Genomic DNA, 15,378 nt, shown 5'->3' with positions numbered 1-15,378 from the left:
CGGGGCAAACCTCAGTTCATGGCAGGGGGAGTGTCGGGGAAGGCGCCGTAGCGGCGGAAGACGCGGACGAAGACCGTCGCGTTCAGGAAGGCGATGCCGGCGAAACCGAACGCCAGCCAGGCGATGCCCCAGCCGACGGCGATCGGGTACCAGACCGAGACCACGACGGCGAGCACGGAGACCAGGGCGACGGTGAACGCCGACACCCCGTGGCGGGCCGACATGCGGCGCGAGATGTTGAGCACCTCGGGCACGGAGTTCTCGAAGGTGGCCTGGTAGGGGAAGACGAACAGGATGGTCGAGACCACCCGGAACCCGAACCAGATCACCCCGATCCACAGGACGATCCGCCACCCCGTCGAGACGTTGAGGTTCTCGGCGACCACCCACCAGGCGCCCACCACCGCGAGCAGCAGCAGGCAGATGACGCCCAGGATCGTCCCCTGCTTGAAGTTGGCGCGGAACGAGTCGAGGTAGCGGCGCGAGACCGACTCGTAGTCGTCGGTGACCAGCCGCATGGCGGTGTCGTTGAGGGCGGTGAGCGAGGCGCCGAGGGTGACCACCGGCAGCGAGGTGGCGATGAACAACAGGTTCAGCACCATGACGTCGGCGAGCTTGGCCAGGAACCGCGACAAGGGCGAGTACGGGCTGAGCAGGTTGGCCACGGCGGGGTCCTTCGGGAGGGTGGACGAGGGGCCGCGGAGGGTACGGCCCCTCGTCCGGGTTCGGGCTGGGTGGACGGCCGGGTCAACCGGCCACGATCACTTCAGCTTGTTGTCGGTGGCCCACTTGTCGAGCTGGGCCTGGATCTCCTTCTTGGCGTCCTCGTAGCCGGCCTGCTTGAGCTTGTCACGCATCTCGGTGATGGCCTTCTCGGGGTCGGCGAACTTGCCGTACTGCAGCTGCGGGATGTACTGCGAGAACACCGAACCCATGGCGGCCAGGGTCGAGTCGAGGTTGGTCTTGTCGAACTGCAGGGTCGAGTACGGGTAGTCCTTCGCCATGCCATCCAACTCCTTGAAGATCTCCGCCTTGTTGGCCGGCTCGCTCACGCGCGGCAGCTCGAACTCGTCCATGCGGCCGGCCCAGAAGTTGGTGCCGAGGGAGTCCTTCGAGGCGTCGTAGCCCTTGGGGGTGTCGAGCTTGTTGTCGCTGGTGATGACGTAGTCGGTGCCCTCGATGCCGAAGTTCAGCAGGCGGTAGCACTCCTCGTCGTTGCGCAGCAGGTCGTAGACCTTGAGCGCTCGGGAGGGGTTCTTCGAGTTCGCGGCGACGGCCATCGCACCGTGGGTCTTGATGTCGCGGAAGATGTTCTTGTTCTCCTGACCGAACCAGAACATGTTGACGCCGGCGTTGGGCTGGCGCTCCTTCATCGAGGTGATCAGGCCGAGGTAGGTCTGGGTGTGGTGCTGGTCGGCACCCGACAGGCCTGACAGGAACTCCTCGCGGGTGTCGCCGTCGTAGTTGAGGGCGTCCTCGCGCCAGACGCCCAACTCGCCCCACTGCTTGGCGATCTTGGCGGCGTCGATCAGCTCCGACGACTCGGCGTACCACGATCCGACGGTGTAGGGATCGGCGGCGGTGGTCTGGAAGGGGTAGTAGTTGCCGGCCGACAGCTGCTGGATGGTCTGGCCGTCGGTGTGGCCCTGCAGGTAACCGGTCAGCGGGGTCTCGTTGGCGCCGGCCACATCCCACGGGAAGGCTTTCTTCTGGTTCTGCTTCACCCAGGTGAAGTAGGTGGTCAGGTCGTCCCAGGTCTGTGCCTTGCCGTCGGCCAGGCCGGCCTCCTTGGCCCAGTCCTCGCGGTAGAAGTAGCCGTGGTTCGTCCACTGGGTGTAGTTGTCCTCCGGCATGAAGTAGATCTTGCCGTCGGGCAGCTTGCAGAGGTCCCAGTCGCCCTTGGAGTTGACCTGCTCCCAGGTCTTGGGGGCGTTGGTCTTGAGGATGTCCTCGTCCATGGCGTAGAAGGCGCCCTTCTGGGCGTTCTCCCAGCCGAACAGCCAGTCGGTGGCGGTGGTGATCAGGTCGATCTTCGAGTCGCCCGACAGCAGCTGCACGTTGTACTGGGTCTGCCAGTCGGCCCATTCCACGTAGAACAGGTCGAGGGTGGCCTTGACCTTCTCGGTGAGGATCGGGTTCAGCTTCTCGAGCATCTTCTGGTAGCGCCCGTTGGTTGGCTTGTCGCCCAGCACGAGCATGGTGATCTTGACCTGGGTGTTCTCGTCGACGCTGTCACCGCTGCCCCCCTTGCTGCACGCGGCGAGGGTGGTGGCGGCCGCAGCTGCGGCGACGGATCCGAGGACGGCACGACGGGAGAGTGCGGTGTGGAACATGATTTTCCTTGACTTTCGACGGGACTTGCTGGTGGTTGGCGTTGCTGGATGAGGTGTTGGTGAATGGGCGGACGAGGGTGGGTGTCAGCCCTTGACGGCGCCGACGGTGATGCCGCTGACGAAGTACTTCTGCACGAACGGGTAGAGCAGGATGATCGGACCCGTCGCGACGACTGCGCTGGCCATCTTCAGGGTGTTGCTGGGCAGGTCGGTGATGGTGACGTTGGCGCCGGCCACCGAGGTGCGCAGGGCATTGGCGGTGTTGATGATGTTGTAGAGGTAGTACTGCAGCGGCTTGAACTCGACGGTGCTGCCGAGGTACAGCGAGCTGAGGTACCACTCGTTCCAGTAGCCCAGCGCGAGGAAGAGGCCGATCGTGGCCAGGGCCGGCTTGAGCATCGGCAGCACCAGTTGGGCGAAGATGCGGAAGTCGCCAGCGCCGTCGATCTTCCCCGACTCGATCACCTCGTAGGGCACCGAGCGTGCGAAGTTCTTCATCAGGATGATCAGCCACGGCGACAGCAGCAGCTGCAGGAAGACGGCCAGGTAGTTGCCGCGCAGTCCCAGGGTCACGGCCACCCACAGGTAGGTGGGGGCCAGGCCCGCCGAGAACAACGTCGTGAAGTAGATGAAGAACGAGATGTGGTTGCGCATCGGGAAGTCCTTGCGCTGCAGCGCGTAGCCGGTCATCGCGGTGATGGCCAGGCCGAGCGCCGAACCGGCCACTGTCATGATGACCGTGACCGCGTAGCTGCCCACGATCTGCCGCGGCGAGCGGAAGATCAGCTCGTAGGCGTCGGTCGAGAAGCCGCGGGGGAACAGGCTGAAGCCGTGTTCCATGATCAGCGACTCCTTCGAGAACGACGCCGAGATGATCAGCAGGAAGGGCAGCGCGCACAGGATCGCGAAGATGCCCACGGTGACGTACGAGATCGTCCGCAGGGCCACCTCGGAACTGTCGAGCTTCATCTTGCGAGGCCCGCTCGGCATGGTGGTGCCGGTCAGGTCGGGGGTACCCAGGCTGGGTCCGCCGGGAGTGACCGCGTCGGTGTCGGTGGTGCCGGCCGCCGGAATGCCAGCGCCGGTGACGTGTGCTGTGCTCATGTCAGGCTCCTTCGTCCGGCTCAGAAGAGGGCGTAGTCGGCATTGATACGACGGACGATCCAGTTGACCGTCATCACCAACAGGAATCCGAACAGGGACTGGTACAGACCCACCGCCGTCGAGGTGGTGAAGTTGTTCTGCGACGTGAGCATGCGATAGACGCTGGTTTCGATGATGTCGGTGGTCTGGTAGAGCTGGGCGTTGTTGCCGACGAGGTTCCAGAACAGACCGAAATTGCCGCGCATGATGCCGCCCAGCGAGAACAGCAGCAGAATCACGAAGGTGGGCTTGAGGCTCGGCAGAATGATGTAGCGAATGCGCTGCCAGGCCGAGGCGCCGTCGATGGCGGCGGCCTCGAACATCGAACTGTCGAGGCCCATGATGGCCGCGAAGTAGACGATGGAGCCGTAGCCGGTGGACTGCCACAGGTGGGCGAGAATGATGATGAACGGCCACAGCCCGGCCTGGGAGTAGATCTTGATCGGGTCGCCGCCGGTGGCCTTGACGAGGGCGTTGACCGCGCCGGTGTCGTAGTTCAGCAGGTTGAACGCGATCACGCCGATCAGCACCACCGAGACGAAGTAGGGCAGGAACATCAGCGTCTGGCTGACCTTCTTGAAGTACTTCGAGCGAATCTCGTTGAGCATCAGTGCGAGCGCGATCTGCAGCACGTTGCCGATCACGATGAAGGCGAGGTTGTAGAGCACCGTGTTCTTGGTGAGCAGCCACAACTGGCCCGACTTGATCAGGAACTCGAAGTTGCGCATGCCCACGAAGGGGCTGCCGAAGATGCCGTCGCGGTAGTTGAAGTTGGTGAACGCGATGTAGGCACCCGGCATGGGGCCGTAGGCGAACACCAGGAAGAACAGGATGGCCGGCAGGCACATCAACAGCAGGGTCTTGCTGTGCCGCATGCCCTTCCAGAAGCTTGGGCCCGTCGACGGGCGGGAATCTCGTCCGCGCCGCTCACGGGTGCGGGCGCGTGCTGCCCCTGCGGTGGGTTCGGGGGTTGCTGTCGCCACGTACCGGTCCTCGCTCTCGGGGGAATGTTTGCGTTGCCATTGGTGGCCGCGGATGCCCGGGGTGCTGCGCTGGTGATGCAGTGGTGATGCGGTGGTGATGCGGTGGGCGGTGCGATCTGGCGGTGCGGGAACGTTCCCTGGGTGTCTTCCTTGACTGACCGAGCATCCGGTGCCGACGGTGGCCCCTGCTCGTGAATGGAACGATACAAAGCGGCGCTCGGGGGTGTCAAGGGTTTCGTGGTTGCGCTGCCATGTGAGCCTCGGCGGCTGGTCGCGGGGTCGGGATAGGGCACCCCGCTGGGAGTTTGCACAGGAGGAGTGGGTAAACCTGTGACATGGACATCACGACACCCGACCTGCCCACCACCGATCTCACCGACCTGCCCAGCGCCGAGACCACCAGGCGCGAACTGCCCCTCAGCGAGGCCCCCGCTTCCGGCTGCGGCTGTGGCGGCCACGACGAGGTGCTCCCCGAACTCGACGCGCGGGCGATTCCGCACGCCATCCGCCACGGCGCCATCCTCGGCGCGCTGGGTCAGCTGACGCCGGGGAAGGGCCTGGTGCTGGTGGCTCCGCACGACCCCAAGCCGCTGCTGCGCCAGATCACCGACATCTTCGGTGACTCGCTCACCGTCACCTACGACCAGCGCGGCGCCGACTCACCCCAGGCGGACGGTGCCGATGCGGCCTGGAAGCTGCGGATGGTGCGCCGCTGATGTGCAGTTACTGCGGCTGCGACGCGATCGGCGTGATCGGTCGATTCATGGACGAGCACGTCGAGATCATCAACGCCACGGGAGATCTGCGGCGTGCCGTCGAGGGTGGCGATGCCGACGAGTGCCGCCGCGGAGTCGAAGCGGTGGCGGGCCTGCTCGGCCCTCACACGGGCGCCGAAGAGGTGGGCCTGTTCAGCGTGATGAAGAAGCAGGACGAGTTCGTCGACTACGTCACCCAGTTGTGCGGCGAACACGTCGGCCTGGACGACCTGCTCGAGTGCGTGGCGACCGAGCCCGATCCGACGCTGCGGCACCAGGTCTTCGACCTCTTCGAGGACGCCCTGCGTGCCCACATCGACCGCGAGGACAACAGCCTCTTCCCCGCAGCGGCCGTCTCGCTGGTCGGCCCCGACTGGGACGAGATCGACACGCTCACCCATGAGTATGACCACGGCACCGGCCGAGCCCATGCCCACGAACCGCGCACGCACGAACCGCACGCCCTACACGATTGAGGACGTTCTGTCGGGCTGAGTCCCGTCAGGCGCGGCCCGCCAGCATGGCTCGGTGCAATTCGTGTGCGGCGTCCACGACGTCGTCCGTGAGGGGCGTGGCTCCGCTCACCTCGCCGCGCGCACTCCCGCCGACCCATACGGGCACGCGGGGCGAGAGGCTCGACAATGACCTGACCACAAGGTTCGCGGCCGCCGCATCGGTGTCGCTGTGGGCGCCGATCACCGCCACTCTGGCGTGGCTCTTCGTCGCGGCCTCGCGCCAGTCGCTCGCCGGTAGATCTGCCCCCAGGTAGACGACCCGTGCACCGAGTCGGCGCAGGCAGGTCGCGAAGGCGAGAACTGCGATCTCATGACGCGCGCCCGGCGGCAGGCCCACCAAGACGATCGGTCCGGCCTTGCCCGGTCGCACCGTCCCTGATTCCTGCTGCCCTGGGCTTGATCCCACGTGCTGCCCCGAGCTTGCTTCTTCCGACTCGTGGAAGCTGTTCGACAGGGCACGCATCAACTCCGCCGAGATCTGGTGCTCCTGTGCCACGGAGATCTCGCCGGTGGCCCACGCCTGGCCGATCCGCCCCAGTTGGGGTATCAGCCACGACCTGATGACGGCGTCGAACGAACCCGAGCCGAAGGCCCGATCCACGGTGGACGAGAGCAGTCCCGGGTCGAGGGATGACACAGCCTCAACCAAGTCTCCACCCTCGTCCGTCGGCGTTGCGGCATTCCGTCCGACCGGCCCTGCGGTCAGGCTCGCGGCTGCTTGCGCGGCGCGCATGCCCTCGCCCACGCGGGCGGCCATCTCGCGAAGGATCTCGATCTGGTTGGCGTCGTAGAGCCGATACCCACCCTCGCTCCTGGTGGGTTGGATGATGCCGTAGCGGCGTTCCCAGGCGCGCAGGGTGCTCGTGGCGACGCCCGAGAGCGCCGCTGCCTGGCTGACCGTGTACACCTGTTCCCCTTCCCGGCCGCGGATCGCGTGCCGACCCACGTCGCCGGGTGGGTCTGAGAAGATGCCACGGAATTGCTTGCGCGCGTTCGACCGCCCGGCTACCTTGGAACAACATTAGACAAACATTCGACAGGGTGTCGTGAGGGGCATGAATGTCACAGACTTCTGAGTATCCGGCATCGCCGTCCGGTGACGACGTGGTGCTGCTCGATGACTCGGGCCACCAGATCGGGCGGGCCGACCGACTCAGGGTGCACTCGTCGGAGACCCCCTTGCATCTGGCCTTCTCGACCTACTTGTTCAACGCGCACGGTGACGTGCTGCTCACCCGCCGTGCGGTCACCAAGGCCACCTGGCCGGGGGTGTGGACGAACTCGGCCTGCGGGCACCCTCGTCCGGGTGAAGACCTCGAGTCGGCCGCGCGCCGCCGGATCAGGGAGGAACTGGGACTGACCGTGGGACCCTTGGTGCCCCTGCTGCCGGACTTCCGCTACCGCGCCACAGATGCCTCGGGCATCGTCGAGAACGAGGTCTGCCCGGTGTATGCAGGCTTCGTCACCGACGAGGACCCCGTCGCCGACCCCGCCGAGGTGGCGGAGTGGGTGTGGGTCCCGTGGCGGAGTCTGACCACGGCTGTCGCGGCGATCCCGCAGGCCTACAGCCCGTGGTCGGTGCTGCAGATACCGCAGGTCGACCGTGCCCTGTCGGCTGGCATGGCCGGTGGGCTGACGGTGGTCCCCGATCTGGCTGCCGCGAAGCGCGAGGTCGACCAGGTGCTGCGCGAGACCCTGGTCACCCTGAGTGCCCAGTGGTCGGTGCACACGGAGGGCTTGGGCGTTGACGTGCTCTCGGAGGACCTGCCCGGCTGGCTGCTCGCACTGCTCGCCACAGGCGGCAAGCGGCTACGCACGACGATGGTCTATTGGGGTTTCATCGCCGCCGGTGGTGTGCCGGACGGTCAGGGTTACCGTCACATGCTGCGCGCCGCTGCCGCCATCGAACTGCTGCATCTGTTCGCGCTGATCCATGACGACGTGATGGACGAGTCGGACCAGCGACGTGGCCGCCCCTCGGCGCACGTGCAGGCCACCCTCTGGCATCGCACGCACGGTGCACGGGGCGAGAGCGAGGCCTTCGGGCGGAACCTGGCAATCCTGCTCGGTGACCTCGCCCACGCCCTCGCCGACGGGCTGGTCGACTGCTTGCCTGAGTCAATGCGCCGGGTGTGGCGGGAGTTGTCGGTGGAACTGATAGCCGGTCAACGGGCCGACCTCACCGGAGCGGCGGCCGGGCGCCGTGATCGGAGCCACGCCGAGCACGTGGCCCGCACCAAGTCAGGGCGCTACACGGTCACCCGACCGCTGCAGTTGGGGGCTGCAGCCGCTGGCGCCCAGGACAGTGTGGTCGACTGCCTGACCACGTGTGGGGATCACCTCGGACGAGCCTTTGCCTTGCGCGACGACCTGCTGGGGGTGTGGGGCGACCCTGCGCTGACCGGGAAACCCGCCGGCGACGACCTGTTCGAGGGCAAGGCGACGGTGCTGCTGTCATTGGCCCGGGAGCGCCTTACCGGCGAGTCTGCCGACCTGCTGGCTCGGGTGGGAACCCCTGCCTTCACCCACGAGGACGTGCCCACCCTGGCTGACCTGATGCGTCGAGCAGGAGTGGAGGAGAGGGTCGAGACCATGATCACCGAAGAAGTGGACGAGGCGATGGACTGCCTGGCCGGTGCACCGCTGGCGCGCGCCGGTGTCAACGGCCTGACCGAGGCGGCGCAGATGCTCGCATGGCGCACGGCATGAGGGCGGGCCACACCATCGTGGTCGGTGCCGGGCTGGCGGGTCTGGCAGCCGCGCTGCACTTGGCCGGCGATGGTCAGCGGGTCACGCTGCTGGAGCGCGAAGAGCAACCGGGTGGCCGAAACGGCTCCTTGGAGCAGGACGGGTTCCGCTTCGACACCGGTCCCACCGTCTTCACCATGGTGTCGCTGTTGAGAGAGGCCTTTGCCGCTGTCGGCCGCCGGCTCGAGGACTACGTCAGCCTGCGTCTGCTCGACCCCGCCTACCATGCCTTCTTCGCCGACGGCTCGCGCCTGCTGGTGCGCCCCGGTCACGAGAAGATGCGGGAGGTGATCGCGGACGAGTGCGGCGAGCGCGATGCCCGCGCCTTCGACGACTTCGTGGCCTGGCTGCGACGGCTCAACGACGTCGAGATGCCGCACTTCATCGACACCAACTTCGACTCGCCGCTGGGGCTGGTGCGCTCGCCCCGGGCTGTGGCCGAACTGGTGCGATTGAGGGCCTTCCGCAGCCTCGGTCCCGAGGTGGCCCGCCGCTTCTCCGACGAGCGACTGCACCGGGTGTTCAGCTTCCAGGCGATGTACGCGGGCCTGGCCCCGGCCCAGGCCAGGGCCCTGTACGCGGTGATCACCTACATGGACTCGATCGAGGGCGTCTGGTTCCCCGAGGGCGGCATGCACGCTGTACCGGTCGCGATGGCCCGGGCCGCCAGCGATGCCGGAGTCGAGATCCGCTACCGGGCGTCCGTCGACCGGGTGACCAGGCGGGCGGACGGGTCCGCGTCCGGGGTGCACCTGGAGTCGGGGGAACGCATCGCGGCCGACGCCGTGGTGGTGACCGCCGATCTGCCGGTCGCCTACCAGAAGCTGCTGCCGGACCTGACCCCGCCCCGGGTGGCCCGCCGCGGTCGATACTCACCCAGCGCGGTGGTCTGGCACCTCGGCGTGCGCGGTGGTCCGCCGGAGGGCTCCGGGCACCACAACATCCACTTCGGCGACCAGTGGGACGAGGCGTTCCGCGACCTGTTGGAGCGCGGTCGCACGATGCGCGACCCCTCCCGGTTCGTCTCCGTGCCGTCGGTGGACGACCCGGACGCCGCGCCACCGGGCTGCAGCACCCTGTACGTGCTCGAACCGGTGCCCAACCTCGAGGTCGGCCGGATCGACTGGGCCCAGGAGGGCCCCCGCCTGCGCGAGCGCATGCTCCGATTCCTGGAGGCCTCCGGCTATCCCACCGAGATCGTCACGGAGCGGTTGGTCACGCCGGCCGACTGGGCCGAGCAGGGGATGGCGGCGGGCACCCCGTTCGCACTCGCCCACACGATCGCCCAGACCGGTCCCTTCCGGCCGCGCAACGTCGACCGGCGGGTGCCGGGGCTGGTGTTCGCGGGCTCCGGCACCACCCCCGGAGTGGGCATCCCGATGGTGCTGATCTCGGGCAAGCTGGCCGCCCGCAGGGTCCGCGAGCTGTCATGACCGGCAGTCTCGAGGTCGGCTACCGGCGCTGCGCCGAGCTCACCCACCGGTACGGCACCACCTACTACTGGGGTGCTCGGTTGCTGCCCCGATCGCAGCGGCGGGACGTGTTCGCCGTGTACGCGTTGTGCCGGCTGGCCGACGACATCGTGGACGAGCCCGAACGGGTCGACCTGGCGGTGCCGCAGGAGGGCACCCCCGGCGAGCGGCTGGCGGCCTTCCGTGACCAGTTCTTCCGGGCGCTCGCGGCCGGCACCTCGGACGAGCCGGTGATGGCGGCGATCGTCGACAGCATCGGGAGCCGTGGTACCGATCCGGAGTGCTTCGAGCGGTTCTTCCGGGCGATGGCCTCCGACCTGGACCGCTCCACGTGGCAGAGCTGGCAGGAACTCCGCGAGGTCTACATGGAGGGGTCCGCGGCGGTCATCGGCGAGATGATGCTGCCGGTGCTGGAACCGCTCACGCCCGAGGCCAAGGGCCCGGCCAGGTCGCTCGGGAACGCCTTCCAGCTCACGAACTTCCTGCGCGACGTCGACGAAGACCTCGACCGTGGACGCGTCTACCTCCCCCAGGAGGACCTGCTTCGGCACGGGGCCGACCCGTGGCTGCGCAGGGTGACGCCGCAATGGCGCACCATGATGGCCGAGCAGGTCGCCCGGGCCAGGGCCCTGTACGCCCACGGTCAGGAAGGGCTGGCGATGTTGCCGGCTCCGTCGCGTCGCTGCGTGGGCACGGCGTTGGTGCTCTACAGCCGCATCCTCGACCGGATCGAGGCCGCTGACTACGACGTCTTCTCCGGGCGGATCAGAGTGCCAGACTCCGAGAAGCTCGGCGTGCTGGTGAGGTCGTGCGTGCTCGGGGTGCCCCGGGTCGATTTCTGAGCCCTTCAGCGGGCCAGCACGCCGGTCAGCGGCACCGTCCACAGGTCAACCCCACGCACGCCCCACCCCGCCAGCAGCTGGTTGGCTGCCTGGAACCCGGTGGTGGCCGCCCGTTCCATCAGCGCGACTGGTTGGTCGCAGCGCACCCAGTCCCCGGCGAGCACGAGCCGCGGCGAGGGCGTACCGACGCCGGGACGATCGTTCCACGGTTCGGGGGTGATCAGGGCGCAGTCGTCCCGCACCAGCACCTCGCGGTGCAGCACCGGCGCGGTGCGGGTCTCGGGCCAGGCGCGGTGCAGTTGCCGCTCGAGGTCGGCCACCAACCGGTCGCGAGCGGAGGTGTCGTCCAGCACGGCAGGAGGGCAGGCGTAGGCATGCAGCTCGACCACCGATCCTCCGTGCTCGCGTGCCCATGTGGCGGCGCCGGCCTCGAAGCGCTCCAGCAGCGAGATGTTGTCGAGGGCGCCGTAGCCGGCGGTGCCCAGGAAGGCGGGACGGTCCGCATCCGCAGGGGTACCCAGCCAGAGGCGGGTGACCACGAATGGCGGGGCGTTGCGAGTGCGCTCGACGGCCTCACTCCACGCAGCCCAGAGCGAGGGGTTTCGTGGATACAGCTCGGCTGTCGGCAAGTGGGCGACCACCTCCCGGGCTGCTCGGGGATCGGTCGCCAGCACGCAGGCGTCGGCGGTCAGGAGCTCGTCGCCGAGCGTGGCCTGCACCGAGCCCTCGTCCAGCTGCAGGTCGGTCACCGCCGTCCCGGTGACAACCCGGACGCCGAGGTCGGTGAGACGGCGCCCGAGCGGTGCCCACAACCGGGTGTCGTAGTCGTCATCGGGCACGTCGAACAGCAGGCCCTCGGATGACCCCATGAAGTAGGTGTGGAACATGGCGACCAGTTCGCCCGCCCCGAACTCGGCGGGGTCGGCGAAGAACGACCGGGCGAACACCTCCAAGGCCAGTTCGCGGGCCGGACGCGGGAACCGCAGCCGGTCGAGGAAGTCGGCGGCCGACTCGCCGTCGTAGGCGGCGTGGGTTCCGGGGAAGCGGCACCTCAGCAGCTCCATCGCCGCCGGCACGTTGACGCCCGCCAGCGAACGCAGGGTGAAGGCGGGGCTGCGCATCACGAACCGGGCGACCGACCACGGGGGAGTGGTCGGGAGGCCCGCGAACGAGTCGCGCATGCCGTCGGGGCGCTGCAGCGGGTAGTCGTCCACCGCGGTCAGGAAGCCCAGCCCGGGATCGACCCGGCCGAGCAGGGAGCGCAGGTTGTAGTACTGGCGGAAGAAGGCGTGGAACCCGCGGCTCATGGTGCGCCCCCCGGGCAGCGGCCAGGCGGCCACCCGTCCGCCGAGCCTTTCGGTGGACTCGACCAGGGTCACCCGCACCCCGGCCTCCGCCAGCACGGTCGCGGACGCCAGCCCGGCGATCCCGCCGCCCACCACCAGCACGTGGTGGCGGGCGTCGTCCCCGTCCGCACCCGTGGGCCCCGGGTGCCGGACGGCGTGCGGGTCTGTGCCCGGGTGCCGGTGACCACCGGTGGACGTGGTCCGCAGTCGGGGGAGTCTCATGCTGCACGCTCGTCGTCGGGTTCGGGAAGGTGGGCCCGCTCGGGCGCTCCCGCCCGGGACGGGGCGCTCGCCGCCGGTGCCTCCGGGGCGCGCGCAACGAAGGTGTGCAGCACCCCGCGCTGCCAGCCACCGGCCGTCCGGGTGGCGATGTCGGTGAAGCCGGCAGCCGCGAGCCGGTCGCAGAAGGTGGTCACCGAGTCGAACTCGACCACACTCCGCCACAGGTAGCGGTGCAGGTGCCGGTCACCGCCCACCAGGGTCGCCAGCGGCAGGATCACTCCGCGGCAGACCGCGTCCCACACGCGGCGGGCGCGCCGGTTGCCGGCCACCGAGTACTCCATCGCCACCAGCCAGCCGCCGGGGCGCAGCAGGTCGCGCACCTCCGCGATGCCCTGGTCGCGACGCTCAGGGGGCACGTTGCGGAACAGGTAGCAGGCGAGCACCCCGTCGTGGCTGCCGCGACCCCAGTCGTCCGGGTCGAGCTCGCCGATCACCGCCTGGTCGAACCTGACCCGGGCCGGCCAGTCCTTGTGCGCGGCCCGCCGCAGCATGCCCGAGGAGGCGTCCAGCCCGACGATGGACGAGTCGTGGGGCAGCGCCCCGAGCAGGGCGCGGGTGGAGGCGCCGGTGCCGCAGGCCAGGTCGAGGGTCGAGAGGCCGGGCCGATCGCCCAGGCGGGTGGCCAGCACCTCGGCAGCGCGGCGGAGTTCCAGGTGGTAGCCCGGGTTGAGGGCGACCAGCAGGTCGTAGTGGCTGGCGCCGTGGTCAAAGGCGTCGGTGGTGGTCATCGGGCGTCCTTCCTGTGGTCGGTGCGCCGGCGCCCCAGATGGGTCCACACCAGCAGCGTGAGCGTCACCATCGCCCACCCGAAACCGAAGTCCTCGACCGGGATGTCCCACGGCACGCGCAGGCCCAGGTGATGGGCGGGGTTGTAGAGCACGATCGGGTCGCTGAGCTTGGTCAACCAGCCATCGACCAGGGCTTGGAAGAAGAAGACGATCGCGATCCCCAGCCAGTACTGCAGGCTGCGGAACAGGCCGGTGCGCAGCCACAGCAGTTCGACGGCCACCACGCCGACCACCGCCAGCACGGTCAGCAGGGTGTACTCCGGGATTCCGAAAGATGCCGACTGCCACGGGGTCATGGGGTCTCCTCCCGGTGGCTGGCACCGGATTGCCCGGCCTCGGGTTCGCGACGGGTCCCCAGGCGGCGGACGAGCCCGAGCACCGTGCCGACGGCCTCGTGGGTGAGCAGACCGCAGATCGGGACCACCACGAAGAAGACCAGTTCCTCCAGGGGCATCGGGCCCAGCATGATGCCCGTGGTGAACCTCGGGCTGTAGCGCCAGTGGTCACGGATGATGCCGAGCACGTCCCAGGCCACGAACACCACCAACGTCGGCAGCAGCGCGAGCAGCAGCCTCAGGGGGCGGCGGTAGACGCGGGCTCGCAGCACGAACTCCAGCGGCAGCGTGATCAGCAGGCAGCCGGCCATCAGGGCCAGGTACTGCAGGTGGTCGTTCACGGTGTGCCTCCCGACGATCCGGCGGTGCCCCCCGGGCTTTTGACCCGACCGGGGCTCGCCATCAGTCGGAGCCGCAAGCCGCGCACCACGTAGCCCTCGATCAGGTCGGCCCATTCAACCGTCGGCTCGGCAATCGTCGGCTCGGTCACCACCACGGGCGCCCGGTCGAGCAGGCGGCTGATCAGCACTTCTGCCTCGAGCAGGGCCAGCGGCTGGCCGGGGCACTTGTGCGCGCCGTCACCGAAGGTGAGCCCGGTGGCCTGCACGCCGCTCGGCATCGATCGTCCGGGGCAGAGCGCACCGGGATCATCGGTGATCGCCCGCGGGTCGGTGTTCGCCTGCCGCACGGCCACGTCGACCAGGTCGCCGGCAGGGATCGTCCAGGCCCGGTCGCCGTCGGTCACGGTGAACGGGGCGGTCACTCGGCGGTAAAGGTGCCCGACCACCGGTTCCAATCGCAGGATCTCGGCCAGCACGGCGCGGCGCCCCTCGGGCTCGGCAGCCCGATAGGCGTCCCCGAGGGCCTGGTCGGTGAGCAGGTGCCAGGCGGCCATGGTGATGAACTCGCGGGTAGTGACCATGCCAGCGGTGCCGTAGGTGACGCACTCCACCAGGATGTCGGCGTCGGTGTGCCCCTCGGCGATCAGGTGGCTGATGATGTCGTCGCCGGGTCGACGCCGCCGCTGCCGGATGGCCGGCCGCACGTCGGCCAGGTGGAAGCCGACGATCGGCACCAGGCCGCGCGCCGCCGCCGTCGCCCACTGGCGGCCGCTGCGTCCGAGCCGTGGCTTCGACAGGTCGAACGGGGGCTGCCGGAAGAAGGCGGTCAGTCGCCGGGCCATCGCCCTGGTGTGGTCAGAACCCGCACGCGGGTGGTCACCGACGCCGAAAACGGCGGACCTGATCCGCCGACGTGCGGTTTCTGCGGCGGTCGGGGTGCGGGTGAGCCCCACCACCTCGGCCGTGACCTCGACGGTGAACAGCAATGCCAGCTCGTCGAGGGGGAAGGATTCGGCGTCGGCCACCTCGTCGAGCAGGTGGTCTGCGGTCCGCTCCATGGTGGCGAGGTAGCGTTCGGTCATCACGGACGGCGCGAAGAACCGGGCCACCTTCGAGCGCTGTGCGTCGTGCTCGGGGCCGTCGGAGATCAGGATCGGGTGGTGGCGGAACCAGCCGCGCGGGATCCACTCGGCGGTGAAGCCGGCCTGGCTGGTCTGGCGACGGGCCCGCAACACCTGCCTGGCGGCCTCCAGTGAGCGCACCCGCCAGATGCCGTTCTCGCGCACCACCCTGGCGGCGCCGGCGCCCGTGTCCCAGTCGGGTTCGCCGGCCCTGCTGGCGCGGCGACGTGATGGTGCGCTCACGCGTCGTCCCTCCCTGCCGACCGGCATCGGTGTGGCCCCGTCGAATGGCAGTGATGCGGAGCCGGTACCGCAACACTAGTGCCCCCCTCGGGGTGGTTGTGCAATGTGTGTCCAATGTTTAGGCTGCCGGG

At 68.7% G+C, this 15,378-nt stretch carries 15 protein-coding genes and 1 pseudogene; 6 read left to right on the top strand and 10 right to left on the bottom strand.

The features are described from left to right. Positions 1-11: 11 nt before the first annotated feature. The 4 genes from ACSDQ9_RS07830 to ACSDQ9_RS07815 all read right to left on the bottom strand — a co-directional run bounded on the left by ACSDQ9_RS07830 (position 12) and on the right by ACSDQ9_RS07815 (position 4,459). Positions 12-665 (bottom strand): DUF624 domain-containing protein, encoded by a 654-nt coding sequence (locus tag ACSDQ9_RS07830; protein ID WP_435145776.1) that lies wholly within the window; start codon positions 663-665, stop codon positions 12-14. A gap of 96 nt (positions 666-761) precedes the next feature. Next, positions 762-2,333, bottom strand: a complete 1,572-nt coding sequence (locus tag ACSDQ9_RS07825) for an ABC transporter substrate-binding protein (RefSeq protein ID WP_435145774.1) — start codon at positions 2,331-2,333, stop codon at positions 762-764. A gap of 84 nt (positions 2,334-2,417) precedes the next feature. Continuing rightward, the gene (locus ACSDQ9_RS07820; protein WP_435145772.1) at positions 2,418-3,437 is read right to left on the bottom strand and encodes a carbohydrate ABC transporter permease; all 1,020 of its coding nucleotides are present in this window, start codon (positions 3,435-3,437) and stop codon (positions 2,418-2,420) included. A 20-nt stretch (positions 3,438-3,457) separates the two neighbouring features. Beyond that, the gene (locus ACSDQ9_RS07815; RefSeq protein ID WP_435145770.1) at positions 3,458-4,459 is read right to left on the bottom strand and encodes an ABC transporter permease; all 1,002 of its coding nucleotides are present in this window, start codon (positions 4,457-4,459) and stop codon (positions 3,458-3,460) included. A gap of 335 nt (positions 4,460-4,794) precedes the next feature. Here ACSDQ9_RS07815 and ACSDQ9_RS07810 point away from each other — a divergent pair, with 335 nt between their 5' ends. Both ACSDQ9_RS07810 and ACSDQ9_RS07805 read left to right on the top strand, forming a co-directional pair. Further along, positions 4,795-5,175: a DUF2249 domain-containing protein gene (locus ACSDQ9_RS07810; RefSeq protein WP_435145768.1), complete on the top strand. Its 381-nt coding sequence runs from the start codon at positions 4,795-4,797 to the stop codon at positions 5,173-5,175. Positions 5,176-5,207: 32 nt separating this feature from the next. Beyond that, a complete protein-coding gene (locus ACSDQ9_RS07805) occupies positions 5,208-5,690 on the top strand; it encodes a hemerythrin domain-containing protein (protein WP_435145766.1) in 483 nt (160 codons plus the stop codon). Positions 5,691-5,715: 25 nt separating this feature from the next. On the opposite strand, the gene ACSDQ9_RS07800 is transcribed toward ACSDQ9_RS07805, so the two are convergent. Next, on the bottom strand, positions 5,716-6,636 hold the full coding sequence (locus ACSDQ9_RS07800; protein ID WP_435145764.1) for a MerR family transcriptional regulator: 921 nt from the start codon (positions 6,634-6,636) through the stop codon (positions 5,716-5,718). 152 nt (positions 6,637-6,788) lie between these two features. Between ACSDQ9_RS07800 and idi the strand changes: the two are divergent. From idi to ACSDQ9_RS07780, 4 genes and pseudogenes are all read left to right on the top strand, one after another. Next, positions 6,789-7,319 (top strand): annotated as a pseudogene (idi, locus tag ACSDQ9_RS07795) (isopentenyl-diphosphate Delta-isomerase); the annotation flags it as partial. A gap of 30 nt (positions 7,320-7,349) precedes the next feature. After that, positions 7,350-8,438, top strand: coding sequence for a polyprenyl synthetase family protein (locus ACSDQ9_RS07790; RefSeq protein WP_435146336.1), 1,089 nt, complete (start codon positions 7,350-7,352; stop codon positions 8,436-8,438). Continuing rightward, positions 8,435-9,910, top strand: coding sequence for a phytoene desaturase family protein (gene crtI, locus ACSDQ9_RS07785; protein WP_435145760.1), 1,476 nt, complete (start codon positions 8,435-8,437; stop codon positions 9,908-9,910). The genes ACSDQ9_RS07790 and crtI overlap by 4 nt, the downstream gene beginning before the upstream one ends. Further along, positions 9,907-10,791 (top strand): phytoene/squalene synthase family protein, encoded by an 885-nt coding sequence (locus tag ACSDQ9_RS07780; RefSeq protein WP_435145758.1) that lies wholly within the window; start codon positions 9,907-9,909, stop codon positions 10,789-10,791. The genes crtI and ACSDQ9_RS07780 overlap by 4 nt, the downstream gene beginning before the upstream one ends. A 5-nt stretch (positions 10,792-10,796) precedes the next feature. On the opposite strand, the gene ACSDQ9_RS07775 is transcribed toward ACSDQ9_RS07780, so the two are convergent. From ACSDQ9_RS07775 to ACSDQ9_RS07755, 5 genes are read right to left on the bottom strand one after another with little or no spacing between them, the layout of a single operon-like run. Then, positions 10,797-12,359: an FAD-dependent oxidoreductase gene (locus ACSDQ9_RS07775; RefSeq protein ID WP_435145756.1), complete on the bottom strand. Its 1,563-nt coding sequence runs from the start codon at positions 12,357-12,359 to the stop codon at positions 10,797-10,799. Beyond that, the gene (locus ACSDQ9_RS07770) at positions 12,356-13,147 is read right to left on the bottom strand and encodes a class I SAM-dependent methyltransferase (RefSeq protein ID WP_435145754.1); all 792 of its coding nucleotides are present in this window, start codon (positions 13,145-13,147) and stop codon (positions 12,356-12,358) included. The genes ACSDQ9_RS07775 and ACSDQ9_RS07770 overlap by 4 nt, the downstream gene beginning before the upstream one ends. Next, positions 13,144-13,503, bottom strand: a complete 360-nt coding sequence (locus ACSDQ9_RS07765; RefSeq protein ID WP_435145752.1) for a lycopene cyclase domain-containing protein — start codon at positions 13,501-13,503, stop codon at positions 13,144-13,146. Before ACSDQ9_RS07765 ends, ACSDQ9_RS07770 begins: the two co-directional genes overlap by 4 nt. Further along, positions 13,500-13,883, bottom strand: coding sequence for a lycopene cyclase domain-containing protein (locus ACSDQ9_RS07760; RefSeq protein WP_435145750.1), 384 nt, complete (start codon positions 13,881-13,883; stop codon positions 13,500-13,502). Before ACSDQ9_RS07760 ends, ACSDQ9_RS07765 begins: the two co-directional genes overlap by 4 nt. Next, complete coding sequence (locus ACSDQ9_RS07755) at positions 13,880-15,247, bottom strand: cytochrome P450 (protein WP_435145748.1); 1,368 nt, start codon at positions 15,245-15,247, stop codon at positions 13,880-13,882. The genes ACSDQ9_RS07760 and ACSDQ9_RS07755 overlap by 4 nt, the downstream gene beginning before the upstream one ends. Positions 15,248-15,378 lie beyond the last annotated feature (131 nt).

Source organism: Aestuariimicrobium soli (assembly GCF_051192575.1).
Taxonomy (GTDB): Bacteria; Actinomycetota; Actinomycetes; order Propionibacteriales; family Propionibacteriaceae; genus Aestuariimicrobium; species Aestuariimicrobium soli.
The sequence above is the reverse complement of the archived record's forward strand: the minus strand, read 5'-3'. Positions and strand labels throughout refer to the sequence as shown.